General features: G+C 38.4%; 14 protein-coding genes and 1 pseudogene. 10 read left to right on the top strand and 5 right to left on the bottom strand.

Features of this window, described 5'->3' with window-relative positions:
- Window positions 1-44: 44 nt before the first annotated feature.
- Window positions 45-1,091, top strand: coding sequence for a 2Fe-2S iron-sulfur cluster-binding protein (locus MS6x_RS09920; protein WP_482601546.1), 1,047 nt, complete (start codon window positions 45-47; stop codon window positions 1,089-1,091).
- A gap of 134 nt (window positions 1,092-1,225) precedes the next feature.
- On the opposite strand, the gene MS6x_RS09925 is transcribed toward MS6x_RS09920, so the two are convergent.
- A complete protein-coding gene (locus tag MS6x_RS09925) occupies window positions 1,226-2,008 on the bottom strand; it encodes a patatin-like phospholipase family protein (RefSeq protein ID WP_482601548.1) in 783 nt (260 codons plus the stop codon).
- Between the two features lie 327 nt (window positions 2,009-2,335).
- On the opposite strand from MS6x_RS09925, the gene MS6x_RS09930 reads away from it, so the two are divergent.
- The 7 genes and pseudogenes from MS6x_RS09930 (at window position 2,336) to arsS (ending at window position 11,556) form a co-directional block, all read left to right on the top strand.
- Window positions 2,336-3,025, top strand: coding sequence for a TIGR04282 family arsenosugar biosynthesis glycosyltransferase (locus MS6x_RS09930; RefSeq protein ID WP_482601550.1), 690 nt, complete (start codon window positions 2,336-2,338; stop codon window positions 3,023-3,025).
- A 58-nt stretch (window positions 3,026-3,083) separates the two neighbouring features.
- Entirely contained in the window at window positions 3,084-6,287 is a 3,204-nt protein-coding gene (locus MS6x_RS09935) for a SusC/RagA family TonB-linked outer membrane protein (RefSeq protein ID WP_482601552.1), read from the top strand.
- Window positions 6,288-6,297: 10 nt separating this feature from the next.
- Window positions 6,298-7,737, top strand: a complete 1,440-nt coding sequence (locus tag MS6x_RS09940; RefSeq protein WP_482601554.1) for a SusD/RagB family nutrient-binding outer membrane lipoprotein — start codon at window positions 6,298-6,300, stop codon at window positions 7,735-7,737.
- Between the two features lie 37 nt (window positions 7,738-7,774).
- On the top strand, window positions 7,775-9,115 hold the full coding sequence (locus MS6x_RS09945) for a sodium:solute symporter (RefSeq protein ID WP_482601556.1): 1,341 nt from the start codon (window positions 7,775-7,777) through the stop codon (window positions 9,113-9,115).
- Window positions 9,100-9,735, top strand: a pseudogene (locus MS6x_RS09950) (metallophosphoesterase family protein); the annotation flags it as partial. The gene MS6x_RS09945 and the pseudogene MS6x_RS09950, both read left to right, overlap by 16 nt.
- A gap of 234 nt (window positions 9,736-9,969) precedes the next feature.
- Complete coding sequence (locus tag MS6x_RS09955) at window positions 9,970-10,305, top strand: arsenosugar biosynthesis-associated peroxidase-like protein (protein ID WP_482607157.1); 336 nt, start codon at window positions 9,970-9,972, stop codon at window positions 10,303-10,305.
- Between the two features lie 195 nt (window positions 10,306-10,500).
- On the top strand, window positions 10,501-11,556 hold the full coding sequence (arsS, locus tag MS6x_RS09960) for an arsenosugar biosynthesis radical SAM (seleno)protein ArsS (RefSeq protein ID WP_482601558.1): 1,056 nt from the start codon (window positions 10,501-10,503) through the stop codon (window positions 11,554-11,556).
- Between the two features lie 159 nt (window positions 11,557-11,715).
- On the opposite strand, the gene MS6x_RS09965 is transcribed toward arsS, so the two are convergent.
- Window positions 11,716-12,771 (bottom strand): bestrophin family protein, encoded by a 1,056-nt coding sequence (locus MS6x_RS09965; protein ID WP_482601560.1) that lies wholly within the window; start codon window positions 12,769-12,771, stop codon window positions 11,716-11,718.
- Window positions 12,772-13,076: 305 nt separating this feature from the next.
- On the opposite strand from MS6x_RS09965, the gene MS6x_RS09970 reads away from it, so the two are divergent.
- On the top strand, window positions 13,077-13,694 hold the full coding sequence (locus MS6x_RS09970) for a TetR/AcrR family transcriptional regulator (RefSeq protein ID WP_482601562.1): 618 nt from the start codon (window positions 13,077-13,079) through the stop codon (window positions 13,692-13,694).
- Here the strand turns inward: MS6x_RS09970 and MS6x_RS09975 are convergent.
- The 3 genes from MS6x_RS09975 to MS6x_RS09985 are packed head-to-tail and all read right to left on the bottom strand — an operon-like array spanning window position 13,684 to window position 16,412.
- Window positions 13,684-14,775 (bottom strand): glycosyltransferase family 9 protein, encoded by a 1,092-nt coding sequence (locus MS6x_RS09975; RefSeq protein WP_482601564.1) that lies wholly within the window; start codon window positions 14,773-14,775, stop codon window positions 13,684-13,686. The genes MS6x_RS09970 and MS6x_RS09975 overlap by 11 nt on opposite strands.
- A gap of 59 nt (window positions 14,776-14,834) precedes the next feature.
- Complete coding sequence (locus tag MS6x_RS09980; protein WP_482601566.1) at window positions 14,835-15,443, bottom strand: DUF4254 domain-containing protein; 609 nt, start codon at window positions 15,441-15,443, stop codon at window positions 14,835-14,837.
- Window positions 15,444-15,473: 30 nt separating this feature from the next.
- Entirely contained in the window at window positions 15,474-16,412 is a 939-nt protein-coding gene (locus MS6x_RS09985) for a hypothetical protein (protein ID WP_482601568.1), read from the bottom strand.
- Window positions 16,413-16,453: 41 nt separating this feature from the next.
- On the opposite strand from MS6x_RS09985, the gene MS6x_RS09990 reads away from it, so the two are divergent.
- Window positions 16,454-16,675: a DUF6341 family protein gene (locus MS6x_RS09990; protein ID WP_482601570.1), complete on the top strand. Its 222-nt coding sequence runs from the start codon at window positions 16,454-16,456 to the stop codon at window positions 16,673-16,675.
- Window positions 16,676-16,725: the final 50 nt, after the last annotated feature.

Consider the following 16,725-nt stretch of genomic DNA (forward strand, 5'->3'; position numbering starts at 1 on the left):
CTCATTGCTTAATTTTGCATTCTACTTTAAAGAAGAAAGAAATTATGGCCGATTTTCATGCGCTAACCGTAAAAGCAATCAAAAAATTAACCCCAAGTTCCGTAGCAGTAACTTTTGAAATTCCAAAAAATCTTGCGCAAGACTTTGCATTTACTGCAGGACAATACATCACAATTAAAAAAGAGATAAAAGGAACCGAACTACGCAGAGCCTATTCCATAAGTTCTGCACCTTCTGCGGCAGATATCACCATAGGTATTAAAAAAGTAGATCGTGGCGGATTTTCTGATTATGCAAACACGAAGCTCCAAGTAGGGGACGTGCTGGAAGTAATGCCTCCAGAAGGCCGTTTTACCTTTAAATCGTCCAACGTAAAAAATATAGCTGCTTTTGCCGCTGGCAGTGGTATTACGCCAATTATGAGTATTGCCAAAACCGTGTTGGACAGTAATCCAAAAAATACTTTTGTGCTGGTGTACGGGAACAAATCTTATGAGGAGACCATGTTTTATACCGATTTGGTAAAACTAGAACTAGACTATACCAATCGGTTTTTTGTCTATTTCACAACTACTCAGGCGAGAGAAGACAAGGCTTTATTTGGGCGAATAGATACAGCAACCGTTAACTACGCTTTAAAGAATAAGCATAAGGATGTCAATTTTAACGACTACTATCTTTGCGGTCCGGAAGAAATGATTCATTTGGTTACGGATACACTGGTTGAAAATGATGTGCCGAAAGATAAAATACATTTTGAACTATTTACCGCCTCTGAAATAAAGGAGGAAATGCCTATTGAAGCTGAGGGGCAAACAAAGGTGAAAGTGATTGTGGACGATGAAGAGTTTGATATCATCATGGACAAAAAAATGTTGGTGTTGGATGCCGTCCTCAAGGAAAACATAGACGCACCCTATTCCTGCCAAGGTGGTGTATGCAGCAGTTGTATTGCCAAAGTAAAAGAAGGACACGCAGAAATGGTAAAAAACCAAATCCTTACCGATGGTGAAATTGCAGATGGATACATACTAACGTGCCAAGCACATCCTACTACAGCTACCTTAACGGTAGACTATGATGATGTTTAAAAAAGACGGCAGCCACCTAGCACCCAAAGGGGGTGTTGCTATAGGCTACATGGAACATTGTTGCCATTATTGGCAGTATTCAAATTCTTGACGAACAACTAAACATCCGAGTAAGCGTTCTCCCTCTTGCAGGGCTAGAGGGGACTGCCCTTTTCAAACTCCCTTACTGCAGTTTCATACCCTATTGCATAGGCTTTCTCTAAACCTTTTCTGTCTAGAATACCAATATGTTCCAGTTCCTGCGGCTCAAAGATTAAATTGCACCTATCAATTTTTTCCCTGTTAATGGCGTAAATCATTAAGCCAGTAACTCTTCCAGTTAGTTGGATAGAGTTATTAAGGTCTTTTTTTTGCGATTTGGATACGATGGATACATTACTCCCAATCACAAAATCGACTTTACCAACAACGGGTTCAGAAGGAAAATTGTTCATAATACCGCCATCAGCATACAACATATCCTTATAACTGACCGGGCTAAAAACCGGAGGTAATGCCGCTGATGCCAATAAAGGTTTTATAAGCTCCCCTTTCGTAATAAATTCTTCTTGGCCTAATTCTAGATTTGTAGCCACAACATGAAGTTCTTTTTTTAAGTCCTCAAAACTATCATGTGGGAAATAATCCTTGAAAATATCGATATAGCGTTCAGTATTTATCAAACCAGGTTTGGCCAGGGCAAAGAAATTATATTTAAACAACGGTGTTTCCTTGAAAAAACGCATCATATCCAATACAGAATTTCCATTAGCATACAACGCTCCTATCAAAGCACCTACGCTGCTTCCTGCAACAATTTTGGCATCCAATCCAAACTCCTCCATGGCCTTTATGACTCCGATATGAGCCATACCACGGACGCCACCACCGGATAATACAAGACCAATTGACTTAGATTGTAACGTTACGGGTTCCATAGGTTTTATTGTGCTGCAAAAGTAGAACGTTTAAGACGAAACAAGCTTGCTCTACATCAAATTAATTGGATAAACTTTGAACTAGTCAGTCGGTAATACCTCCGTATCCCTTAAATATAATTGATTTTCTGAATTTCAACGTTTCTTTTGTTTCATAAAACGATAATTCTGCCTGAACACCGTTCCGCCATAAAACGTTAAACAAACCAGTTCGTCGGTTCTGTAAAAAATACTAGTTCATAATTTGTAATGAACTTTTTAGGCCTACGACCAAACCCAAGTATCCTTTTTATCGTAAGTTTACCTAGACAAGCATAAATAAACCTGTTGTATCACACTAAGAATACCGCCATTCTGGTTTTTGCCAATTCCGCCCAAACAGAATTGGCACACAAAGCGATTCCAAAAGGCGAACTTTTATTTGAAGGGCTTACCCGAGATACCCTTCAAAAAGTAAAAGCAACAGGACTGCCCTTCTTCCATATTTCAGACAAAGAGCAACAAGGGTCTTCTTTTGGGGAGCGATTCACAAACGCTATACAAGAGGTTTTCCAAAACGGTTTTGAGAATATCATTACTATAGGTAATGACACGCCTCAACTACAAACAGCGCACTTGCTCAAAGCAAATGCTGCCTTAAACGAAGGAAAAACAGTATTAGGACCGTCTTTAGATGGTGGTTTTTACTTAATGGGTATCCATAAATCTAACTTTGACCAGGAAACCTTTAAAAGATTACCCTGGCAGCGATTTAGCCTATTTAATAGAGTTTCGACACTTTTAGACCTAGCGGATAGGATTCTACATCAATTACCTAAGCTTAGCGATATTGATACTTTTAAAGATGTAAAGCGACTCGCATCTTTCAGAAAATCCATTTCGTATACCCTATTATACTTGTTGACGCTATTGCTACAGCTAAAAAAGAAGCATCAAACGGTTATAATTTCTATTCTCTATATCATTTTTCTTCGACGATCTTTTAACAAAGGGTCACCACTACTACTTCATTATTAAGTTTTATTGAAACGATGGACAACTCCATCTAAAGAACTAACACATTCTATACGACTACATGAAGTATTCATTGTTGGCTATAACTATATTTATAGCGACTATTACAATTGCACAAGAAACTATTTCTGGTACCATTACGGAAGCCAATGGCGTACCGATTCCCTTTGTTAATGTACAATTGATTGGCACAAATAAAGGGACCCTATCAAATGATGAAGGAAAGTACAGCTTAAACATCCCCAACTCCTCAGGCGTTTTAAAATTTTCGGTTTTAGGTTATGAAACACAAAATGTTCCTATTAATGGCAAATCTGTTATAAACGTAAGCTTACTGGAATCCTCCGAACAATTAGATGAAGTTGTGTTAACAGCTTTAGGCCTAAAAAGAGAAACTAAAGAACTAGGTTATGTGGTACAAAGCCTCGATGCTAAAGGAGTAACCGAGGTAAAAGCGGTTAACTTTTTAGATAACTTGACTGGAAAATTAGCAGGTGTAACCATCAACCAAGGAGCAACTGGTGTAGGTTCATCATCTAAGATCACCATACGTGGGGAATCTTCTTTTTCCAACAACAACCCTTTGTTTATAGTAGATGGTGTGCCTATTAATAATAATTCCGTCTTCAACTTTACCAATGAGGCGGCAGCAGGTTTTCAAGCCATCGATTTTGGAAACGGTGCCATGGAAGTGAATCCTGATGATATTGCAGCAGTATCTGTTTTAAAAGGGCCCAGTGCCGCAGCACTCTACGGTACACGCGCATCTAACGGTGTTATCGTTATAGAAACCAAAAGCGGTAAAAATACGAAAGGCCTTGGTATTAGCTACAATACCAGTTTTTTTGTAGACTCTGCCTTCCGTTTACCCGATTTTCAAAATGAATATGGACAAGGACAATCTGGCGTATTCGAGTTTGTTGACGGACTTGGTGGTGGAACCAGTGATAACATTACCTACAGCTGGGGACCGCGATTGGACGCAGGCAACTTAATACCCCAATTTGACAGTCCGGTTACTTTAGCCGATGGTACTATGGTGCGTGGAGGAGATACCGCATTATATAGTGGTTTGCCCATTACCCCAACGGAGTTCCGTTCCAATCCTGATAATTTGAAGGATTTTTATAATACTGGGACTACATTCATAAACAATATTGCGATTTCCAACGGATTTGATAAAGGAAATTACCGGCTCTCTTTTACAGATTTACGAAGCGAGTCCATTATTCCCGGGGTAAACCTAGACCGGCAATCCGTAAGTGCGCGATTAGGGTTTATGCCAACAGATAAACTAAGTATCAACTCGGCTCTTAGTTATGTGAATTCGCAAAGCGATAACCGCCCTTCTAACGGGTATGGATCGGAAAACGTTAATTACTCCTTAGTAGCATGGGGGCCACGTTCCCTTAACATAGATAGCCTCCGTGATTATTGGCAACCAGGTTTAGAAGGCGTACAACAATATTCCTATAACTATACCTTTTTTGACAACCCTTTCTTTATATTAAATGAAAACCGTAATTCATTTAACCGAGATCGTGTTTTCGGAAATATATCCGCAAGTTATGACATTACAGACCAAATAACGGCAACCATACGCTCTGGAATGGATTACTCCAGTGAGTTACGTCAACTGCGCCGAGCATTCAGCTCTAATCGTTTTCAAAATGGGGGTTACGCGGAGCACAATGTGTTTTTTAGGGAAATAAACACGGATTTTTTATTAAACTATACCAATCAGTTCAATGATTTCAAGGTTGCTATTTCTGTAGGAGGGAATAGATTAGACCAGAAAGCTTTTACGTCACAGGCACAAACCACAAGTTTAGCACAACCAGGTATTTTTCGCCTCTCTAATGGTGCATCCCCAATTGAAGTCTTCGAGTTTGAATCTAATAAACGTATCAATAGTTTCTATGGCTTAGTAAAGTTTGGCTACAAGGATTTTCTGTTTTTAGACATCACAGGAAGAAATGATTGGTCTAGTGCTTTGGCCACCCCTTTTACGGTAGATAACACGTCATTTTTTTATCCGTCATTTTCCAGTAGTTTTATTGTATCCGAAATACTTAATCTACCTCAGGTAGTTTCTTTTGCAAAACTTAGGGCCAGTTGGGCCCAAGTAGGTAACGATACAAATCCATATCAAACCACAGGTGCTTTTGTGGCACAAACACCTTTTAACGGTCAGCCTACCTTTAGCAATCAAAACATTATTGCGAATCCCAATTTAGTACCAGAAACTACGTCTTCTTTTGAGATAGGTGCAGATTTACGATTTTTCAGTGACCAATTACGTTTTGATATTTCCTATTACAACGCCATAACGGAAGATCAAATTATTTCACTGCCCATTGGAATATCTTCTGGCTTTAACCAACAAGTTGTAAATGGCGGAAAGGTAAAAGCAAGGGGCATAGAAATCATAGCAGGCATTTCCCCTATAATTTCAGAAAATTTTCAGTGGAATAGCACCCTGAATTTCAGTACAAGCAGAGCCACCGTAGAGGATTTACCGCAAGACGATGGTAGACTTACATTGGCTTACTCCAGAATTTATGACAGCCAAAACCAAACGGTATTTTTACAGGTTGAAGAAGGAGGTCGTGTCGGAGACCTTTATGGAACGGGGTATTTAAAAAATGATGCTAGTGATTTTATCCTCACTGATGAGGGCAGATTCATTCCAGATAATACTCTTCAAAAATTAGGGAACTATAACCCTGATTTTATGTTAGGGTTTAGTAATCAATTTGCCTACAAAAATTGGAATTTAGGATTTCTATTAGACTGGCGTCAAGGCGGCATCGTTGTTTCGCGTACAAGAGCTTTAGGAAATGTGGGTGGTCAACTGGCAGAAACCTCTTTTAGACCAGAAGTCGGTATAGTTCCAGAAGGTGTTGTAAATATAGGTACAGTGGAAAATCCAGTTTTTACACCAAATACTGTTGCCGTAAGCGCAGAAAGTTATTACCGGCAATTTTATGATCGAAACCATGAGGAGAACAATACGTATGACGCATCCTTCCTTAAGCTAAGACAGTTTTCCATAGGGTACACATTTGATAACCTCAGCTTATTTAACCAAGATACAAGCTTAAGCGTATCAATCATTGGCAGAAACTTGTTCGCTATTACGGAGAATCCACATTTTGATCCTGAGCAATTAGCTGTTCAAGGCCAAGGGTTTATTAGTGGTGTAGAAGATATGTCTTACGCCACCACCCGTAGTTTTGGTTTTAAAGCAGGATTCAATTTTTAAGAGAAAGAAAATGAAATGTATATATAGTTTATTTGTTGTTTTACTTCTTACAAGTTGCACACAAGACTTTGAGGAAATAAACACGAACCCAAATTCACCTGTAACCATACAGCCAAGTCTATTAATACGGCAGGTCATTTATGATTACGGGGAACAAATGTCCTATGAAGGGTTTACCGCTGGGAATTTATTAGGTCAATATACCACGGCGTTGGATTTTAATCTTTTTGATAGGCATAATTTAAAATCTCCACAATTAGGAGGAAATCCGTGGCCCATTTTTTATAAAAACTTACGAGACAATGAAATCATTTTAAATCTATCCCAAGAAAACGAAACTTTTGCAGTGTATGAAGGACCTGCGCTTATTCTTAAAGCATACATGAGTGCCGGATTAACCGATTTATTTGGAGATGTACCCTATTCAGAAGCCTTTAAGGGAAATAACGGTACAGTAACTCCTGTTTATGACCCACAAGAATCTATTTATATGGATCAGGGTGGAATTCTAGATAATTTAGAAAAAGGAATAGCAGCAATTGAAAATTACAACGGTAGTATTTCTCTAGAAGGGGATATTCTTTTTGAGGGGGATTTACAGGGATGGATTCGCTTTGCAAATTCCTTACGCATTAAACATTTACTACGGATTTCCAATAAAATGGATGTTTCTTCTCAACTACAAGCCATCTTTGAAGCGGGAAACTTTATTGATGACAATACTGAAAACGCCATTTTTGATTTTTCAGATGGGGAACCAAATAACTTTAGGTTGGCCCGTTTGAGAGTTGGTGATTTCAACAACTTTGTGCTTTCTGAAACTATGGCGGAAATCCTTACGGATTTAGACGATACTAGAATTTCCACATTATTTAGGCCGTTCGGCAACAGTGATGCAGGAGAATTTAATGGTTTGTTGAATGGAATCGATGCAACACAAAATGCTGCTACCTTATCTGATTATTCTTTGGCAGGCACCATTTTCCGCGAAAACACGGGGGTTTTGGATGCCAATTTCATGACCAGCATGGAAACACACTTTTTACTCGCCGAAGCTGCACAGAAAGGTTTGATTGCTGCGGACGCCCAAACCCTTTATAACATTGGCGTTTCACAAGCTTTTGATTATTGGCAAGTAGAGCTTCCAACAGATTATCTGACAGGTACTGGAGCCTATACCAACGGTGATGCATTGGAAAACATCATTACCCAGAAATGGATTTCTAATATGATTAACGGATACGAAGGATGGATTGAGTTCCGTAGAACGGGGTTTCCTCAATTAAAAACTATTTCGGCAAGCTTAAATGATAATTTGATTCCAGTACGTATGCCCTATCCTGCAGAAGAAGAGGCGCTAAATAGCACGAATTATAGTGCTGCAGCAGCAAATACAGATGGCAACAGTATAAATATAGCAGTCTGGTGGGACTCGCAAAGCGAGGATTAAGTTATTAAATCGAGTATTGATTTACGAAGTTTTAAAAATGGTAGATATTAAAATTTGGCAATGGGGATTAGTAATAGCATCAAGTTTGGTGTTGTTCTTTATTTCTCCAATGGCCAAAAATACCAGTCAGTTTTTTAAGGCAGTTCAAAAGAGGAAAACCCCCAATACGGTTATGCTTATGGGGAGTTTAATCATCTCTTGGATATTTGCCAAAAGTATTACCAACGCTGCTAATTTAGGACTAGATTATGGGATTGTAGGAGGAGTGGCCTATGCAGGGTACTATGTTTCTTTTGCTGTAGCAGGCGTTATCATTTACAAAATGCGCTTACATGGTAATTACACCAGTATTCATCACTTTCTAAGCTCAAAATTTGGAAAGGGAGCCGTAGCAGTTTTTTCCATTCTTATTGCCATTCGGTTATTCAATGAAGTTTGGAGTAACACTATGGTCATTGGTTCTTATTTTGGGGATATAGGAACCAATTCTTATTACTGGTCCATTTTAGTTTTCACTACCCTTACCCTAGCCTATGTCCTTAAAGGAGGTATGAGCAGCTCTATATTTACAGATGTGTTGCAAATGGGCTTGTTTTCCATATTACTTCTCGTCATTTTAACTGTCATCTTTGGTTCAGAAACTGATTTTACGGTTCATACTGCAGTTCGCTCGGGAGTATGGTCCTTTGATATGGGATTAAATTTGCTTTTTGCCGCAGTCCTCCAATCCTTTAGTTATCCATTTCATGATCCTGTATTAACGGACAGGGGATTTTTAAGCAGTCCAAAAGTGACTTTAAAAAGCTTTGTATTGGCCAGTATTTTAGGAGGTTTTTGTATTATACTTTTCAGTATAATCGGAGTTTATGCGCAATCACAAGGAATGCAAGGCCAGGCCGCAGTTGAAGTTGGCAAAGCTTTTGGGGTAGTAATATTGTTGGTCATAAATTTTATTATGATTACCTCTGCTGCCTCTACTCTGGATTCCACATTTTCGTCCTTTTCAAAATTATTGGCTATCGATTTGAAATTAGGGGATTCGCTCCAATTTGGGCGATGGTCTATGGTCGTTATTGCAGTTTTAGGCACCATTCCCGTATTTTTGGATGCTGAAATACTTTCAGCTACGACCATCAGCGGAACTATGGTTATTGGATTGACCCCAGTTTTTCTGTTTTGGAAAGGAACTGCCCCTAAAATCAGTTTTCATCTCAGTGTTTTTTGTGGGATTTTATTCGGATTTTTGCTCGTTTTCAAAGGATTTCCAAACGCTTTAATATTTACTGATGGAAAATATGGAGATTTACTCTGGATCAATTTCTGGGGAATTCTCAGTTGTATCATACTTTATTTTATACCCAAATGGATGAGAGCATAAAACATATAGGTACTAAAAGCGGAAAGCTATTGCTCTTTGGAGGGGTATATAGTAATCTTCAAGCTTTAAAGCAACTTGTTTCTATCGCAAAGACAGAAGGTATATCACCCGAAAACTGCATTAGTACCGGAGATATTACCGGTTATTGCGCACAGCCAGAAGAAACGATACAACTGTTTCGAGAATGGGGAGCATTGAGCATAGCAGGTAATGTAGAGTTACAACTAGCAAATGATAGTGAAGATTGTGGTTGCGAATTTAAAGCAGGAAGTCGCTGCGATGGCTTCTCCAAAACCTGGTTTCCGTTTACTAAAGGTCATTTATCCCGTGAATCTTTAGACTGGATTTCTGAAATTCCAGAATATCTAAGTTTTGACTATGGTAATAAAAAAGTTACCGTGGTACATGGTAATTATGGAAATACCTCAGAATTTATCTTTAAATCTAACGCCAACAATAGTAAAGAAGAGTGCTTCTTAACTACCAAAAGCGATGTGATTATCGCAGGGCACTGCGGTCTACCTTTTCATCAAACCATAAAAGACAAGCTATGGTTAAACCCAGGCGTTATTGGTATGCCGGCAAATGATGGCACTGCCCGTGTCTGGTATATGCTATTGGAATTGGATAAGGGCAAACTAAATTATACTCATCGGTCTTTTGAATACGACCACTCCACAGCGCAGCAATTAATGTTCAAAAACCATCTACCCGAGGAATATGCCGACACCTTGGGCTCCGGGATATGGGACAATATGGAAATACTCCCTGAGTTAGAAAAAATGGGTCAAGGAATTCCCATTAATTTAGATCATTCACAAAAAGGAACTATAAAACCAAAAATACAGAATAAGATGGCAAATACATATTACGACCCAAAAGACCTAAGAAAATTTGGTAAAATAACCGAATGGAGTGAGGAGCTCGGAACTAAATTTTTCGACTATTATGGTAGCGTTTTCGAGGAAGGCGCACTAACTGCTCGGGAAAAGTCCTTGATTGCACTTGCAGTTTCGCATGTGGTCAAATGTCCTTATTGCATTGATGCCTATACCAAGGATGGCCTGCAAAAAGGAATAACCAAAGAAGAGATGATGGAAGCAGTTCATGTAGGTGCAGCCATTGAAAGTGGAGCGACCTTGGTACACGGAGTACAAATGATGAATAAGTATGATAAGTTGAGTATGTGAATCCCCCTTACTCCCAAAGGGGAGCTTTAAACCTTTCTTATGTTTAGACCTATCAGGTTCTAAAACCTGACGGATCTGAAGAACAAAGAGTTAGTAAAAAGAAAAAATGAATAGTATGCAGTTCAAAGTTGCAGTAGGCAAAAATATATTTTGCTAAAACTGCCCACCGATACTGCTGACTGAAAACTGAAAAAAATGGCTACAAAATCATTAAAAGCAACAGGAAACGAGCTTGCACAAAGCAATACACAGCTCGATATTTTGAACGGAGGTATATTCGCCGATGGTGAACTCCCTTATTTCAAAGACAAGATTTCTGAAATAGGACATTTCCCTTTACGTCCAAAAAAGTTGGAGATTCTACAGCTGAATCTAGGCTATATGTGTAATCAAGTCTGCGAGCACTGTCACGTAGATGCCGGTCCGGACCGTAAGGAAATAATGACCCGGGAAACAATGACCCAATGTTTGGAGGTCATTAAAAATACAGGCGCCCATACTTTAGATTTAACCGGTGGGGCGCCAGAAATGAACCCAGATTTTGAATGGTTTGTAGAAGAGGCCGCAAAAGCAGGTATTAAAGACTTTATCGTTCGTTCCAACCTTACTATTATTAGAGCTAATAAAAAGTACTATCACCTCCCGGATTTCTTTAAAAAACATAATGTGCATGTTATATCCTCCATGCCTCATTGGACAAGAGGTAAAACGGACAAGCAAAGAGGAGAAGGTGTTTTTGATAAATCAATTAAAGCATTACAAGAGCTAAATGAAAGAGGTTATGGCATGCCTGGTAGTTCATTGCGTTTAGATTTAGTTTATAATCCCTCGGGGGCTTATTTGCCAGGTAATCAAGCTGCTATGGAAAAGGACTTTAAAAAGGCATTGAAAGAAGATTTTAATATTCAATTCCATAACTTATTTGCAATTACCAACTTACCCATTGCCCGTTTCTTGGATTATTTGATTGCCTCGGAGAACTATGATGACTATATGTATGCGCTAGTTGATGCCTATAACCCATCTGCCGTTGCCAATGTGATGTGTACCAATACCATTTCCATTAGTTGGGACGGTTGGTTATACGATTGTGATTTTAACCAGATGCTAGATTTAAAAGTGGCCAGTAAGGTAAAACACATTAAAGACTATAATGAGGATTTGTTGAATGATAGGAATATTATCATTTCCCAACATTGTTATGGTTGTACGGCTGGAGCTGGTAGTAGTTGTCAAGGTACGGTGGCGTAAAAAAGCTCCCTAGTCCCAAAGGGGGGAACTTTTACTCCAGTATAAAAATCATATGAATAAACGTAGAACTGTAAATAAATTTCATCAAGAAGCTATCTAAAAACAATTTAACCGACAACGAGTAAAAGGTGGTTTACGTTTCACAAGAATTCCTATTGTCTAAAACTGTGTGTGAAACTTCATAGGAAATTGTACTGGTATTTCTTCCTTTGTTTCTCCTAAGTTTTGCCTTAGGTCAATTTCTATTCCCCGTGCAATGGTAGAAATTGGGACGTCATTCGCCGTTCCTTCAAATGGGTTTTCACCTGTTCTACCTATACGTTCCATGGTATGGAATATCCAAGCTACAATCACATAAAACGGAATAGTGGACCAAACAAAGAACTTTCCTATAAGCGGGCTTTTCTCCGCGATTTCAATACCTATTTCCCCAAATTGAGGGACTAGTGCCAAGGGTAATAAAAGCACGAATACCCACATAAAGAAATGGTTTAGGGTAGCAAATTGCCTGGGATATGGAAAATTCTTTATCCGCTCACTTTGCCCCTGTAACGTAAATAAGTCCTTAAGTACTGCTTCCAATTCCAAAAATGAAAATTCCCAAAGTATGCCCTGCTCCTTCAGCTTTTTTAAGTGATGGGACTGTAAATACAAAAGTGCCGTTTGCTTGTTATCTTTACTCATGACATATGCATAATCCTCTTTGGAGATATAATCTTTTATATCCTCCTCCAAAGTGGAACCTAATTCTGGCGGCTTGTTATCCCACTCCTTATTGGTTCTATGGTTTACAGCCGTTTCCCAAGTTTTTGGCATTCGCATAGCTCGTCTAAGAGCCGTTATCCAAGCAATATGTCTATATGTTAGGGTTTTCATTTCCTGACGTAGCAATTCATCCGACATAGGCTTATCGGTATATTCATTAGTTATCATATCCTGAACGAACATCCCAAAAGTGCGTGAGGTGTTTACAATACCTCCCCATATTTTTCGAGCTTCCCAAATTCTGCCATAAGCCGAGTTATTCTGAAATCCGACCACAAAAGCCACTGCAGTACCTATTAAAGCCAAAGGCGTCCAAGGAATTTTCAACCAGGTCAAATCAAAAAAATGATACAGCGCAACCCAAACAGAAATAATTACTATGAAAAGAAACGTTTCAAAACGGGTCCACCAGGCCAATTGAAAAGCAGAGTAGTTTTTTTTGGTATACATTAAGGTTAGCGTTAGGTATGATTATTCAATAACAAGAGTCCTCTTGCTGGAAAGTTACCCGATTTAGAGATAGAAATCAAACTAGAAAACCATTAACTACTATTTTTAGTCTCCCGTTGTCGTACAATTTTAGCACTTAAACCGACCACTTGGTCGGTTACTCTTTTCTAATTATAGGTAGTACGTCGATATTATACACTTTGACCGATAATTTACATGCATACGTCCAAATATCCTGTTCCAAAATACAATCTGAGGGTTCTTTGTATAGACCACATGGTCGGATTAACCCAAATCTTGAAATTATGGAAAAATCATTAAAACGCATGGCTACCATGCAACGGATGCAAACTAAAGGCTTAGAGTTATTCTATTCAAAAGGATATTATAATACTAGTGTAGATGATGTATTAAAAGAGCTCTCTATGAGCAAAGGAGCTTTCTACTATCACTTCGATTCCAAAGAGGACTTTTTTGTTCAAATTGTGCAAAACCTATTGGCTAGAAAAGTATATAGCACACTTATAGAACCTATAGAAGGTCATGACAACCCTATCCTAAAAATAAGTCAATGTTTTGAAGATGCGCTAGAAACAGCAGTACACAATGAAATGGACTTTGGTTGTGTTCTTAGCAATTTCTTATCCGAATTTAATGGAAGAAACGAAAACATAATGAAGCACTTGAACGATATTCTTTCTATATGGGAAGTGAACCTGGTTTCTACGCTACAAAAAGGAAAATTTAATGGTCACCTGGACCGTCACGTAGATTGCGAGGCAGTTGCCACCTACTTAATGAGCTCGTATTTTGGTATACGAACCCTAATGGCTGGAACATCGCCCAGCGCAAGAAAATATCGTTTTATGGGTCAACTTAAACAATACTTCAGGTTAATTGAGGCAAAACAAATTATGGCATAGATTTAGACGCATACAATACCTCCATGATTTTTTGAATTACTTTTTCCGGAGCTATGGTAACCATGGCCCTATCATAGCCCTCAGGGAATTTATTGCCATAAACTGAGGTCGGTATCAACGGATATTTCTCCCTATCCGATAACAACGCGTTGTTAGGGTCTTGCCCAAAAGGATAGAACCCTGCATATGGATGTGTTACGCCCCAGAGGGTTATCGTTGGAATACCATACATAGCTGCTAAATGTGAGTTTCCGCTATCCATGGCCACCATGAGTTTTAAGTTAGAAATAAGCGCTAATTCTTCCTTGAAACTAATTTTGCCAACTACGCTTATGCAGTTTTCCAGTTCTACTTCCCAGGATTCCAACACTTGTTGTTCCGTTGGTCCTCCTCCAAATAATAAGATTCGATGCGTTCCTAGGGTATTAAGTTCTTTTACGACGTTTTTCATGGACTCCAATGGATACATTTTCCCCTTAAATGCGGCAAAAGGTGCTATTCCAATGTACGGATCTTCAAAAGCGCCAAAAGTCCTTTTTAAGTTCAGCGAAAGATTCTTTTTTGGAAGGACATGTTTCTTACTAGGTTCGATAGGAAAACCCAAGGCTGTAAAAACATCAACATAGCGCAGATGCATTGATTTTAATGGTTTAAACACTTTATTGTTGGCAGCCGTGAGTGCTTTTTTTTCTTTTCTACCCTTGTTCAACTGTAAAACAGGGAAACCCTGAAACCTAAAAAATTGGGATAAAATACTACTTCTAAGGACATTGTGCAGGTCAGCCACGCCACCTAAATTCCTTGATTTCAATTCACGGTATAGTTTCCAAAGCCCTAAGATTCCTTTATGCTTTCCCTTTACCTCAGCTTTATGTACTGTGACATTAGGTATCTGAGCTAGGATAGGTGCAAAAAAAGGCTTGGTAAGTACCGTAAGTTTGAGGTGGGGATATTTTTGGGTCAAAGCAAGTAAAACAGGAACGGTCATGGCCACATCGCCCATAGCAGAGAGTCGGATGACTAAAAGTTCCCTAGCCCCAAAAGGGGGAATACTTACTTCATGTTTTGGCCCCTGTTTCAAAATTAATTATTTTTAAGTGTCAAATAAACTGACAAAACTGGACAGTTGTTTTGCAATCTTTAGGACTTAGGGATTTTTCTTAAAACAGGATTCAGCTCATCATCATTATACATTTTCATCTGCTTATAGACTTTCATGTATTTTTTACCTGATGCTATATCGGCTAACAATTGGTCTATAGCAGTAGATAAATCTACCCGCTGCTCTAATAGTATGTTTAGTTTTGCTTTACACTTTTCTAAATGTCCAGAAGAAGCATCCGTCCGTGTTGCCTCCTCATTCATGTGATAAATCTTCAAAGCCAAAATGGAAAGTCGGTCAATGGCCCAAGCGGGACTCTCTGTATTGATAGTCGCACCGGAAGTAATTTCTACCGATTGGTATTTATTAAGAAAATAGCTATCAATATACTCAACCAAATCTGTCCGGTCCTGATTGCTGAAGTCAATTTTTCGTTTTAAGGTCAACGCTGCATTAGGCTCAATTTCCGGATCACGAATTATATCCTCATAATGCCATTGTACGGTGTCTATCCAGTTTTTTCGATATAACAAATGTTCAATACTATCTGCTGGGTAGGGGTTGGAAAAAGACTGATATACATCATCCTTAACATGATACTTGTCTATACTTTCTTGAAAAATCTCAATTGCTAGTTTGCTGAACATAAGACTACTTTTTTACAAATATAATTCTAATTATCCAACCCAAAGTTTCACTAAAAACGCAAGCAAAGGCACTACAAGACTTAGTACAAGGGCCAATTCCAGAAGGTTTTTCCTTTTTATAGATTCTATATAGTTACAAATAAAAATCACAGACGGGAAGAAGGTAATCATGATGGCAAAAGTACTTTCTGTAAGAACCAATACATTCACCAGCAACCCTATAACAAACGACAACGCGACGAGCCTTATAGTTATAGTTTTACCCGTGCCCGCTTTCCCTAAGGCCAAAAAAGACCAAAATGACAGTATAAGGTTAATGATGATATATGCACTCACCTTAATACTAAAATCCCATCTCGGAAGATAAATAGCAGCATAATCAATAGTAAAAGTATAATGGGATTTTAGAAAATCAGGGTTATTAGCCAGTATCAAAACCATATATGTCACCATAAAATATGAGAAGGTGGCGGAAAAAATTACCAACCAGTTTCTTATGTTCTTTGGCTCGTAAATATAAATGGTCACAAAAGTAAGGAGCATATACAGTATGGCCCAATCATAAAATAGACTAGAAGCTAGAACCCAAAGCGTTGCGTCAAACACCTTTGACTTTATATCTTTTAAGGATTTGATACTTAAAAGTCTCCTGGTTGCCAGCAATAGAAACAGACTACAAAGGATAGCATTACTGTCTGCCAACGATTCTGGAAAAACAACGAACAATAGCGTGTAAAAAAAGATAGCGTAAGAATTTGCTCCTGTTAACTTATTCCTATTTACAATGAAATCAACAACAAAAACGCTGAACAATAGGACACATAAAATTCCTATTTCCAACACCAGTTGGTTGGTCGAAAAATCGGTTTGGAGCAGGTAAATTTGAACGGCCCAATAAAAAAGGAATAAAAAACCCAGTAAAATAATAAAGTTAATAGGTTTTGTTTTTCCAAAAATGCTTGAAATCATCTATGATTTTTATATTTTTGCTGTGTAAATATAGGAATAAGATGAAGTCATTTTTTGAAGGTATTGCCGATTTATTTGTAAATGTATTGTTTGCACCCTTAGATGTTTTACGTTTTATGGAAAGCTGGACACTCTCCAATAGCATCAACTGGTTTTTTATGTTGATAGGGTCCGTTGCCTTTATTTATTGGATGTTACAACTAAAAAAATATAATGATGCGGGTGAGGAAGATAAGTCTAGTACATCTCACTCTTATTTGTAAGGATTTTTATAGAAACTCAGAAGCACCGTTTATACTGGTCATTTATAACC

The sequence above is a fragment of the Maribacter sp. MS6 genome (assembly GCF_056839185.1).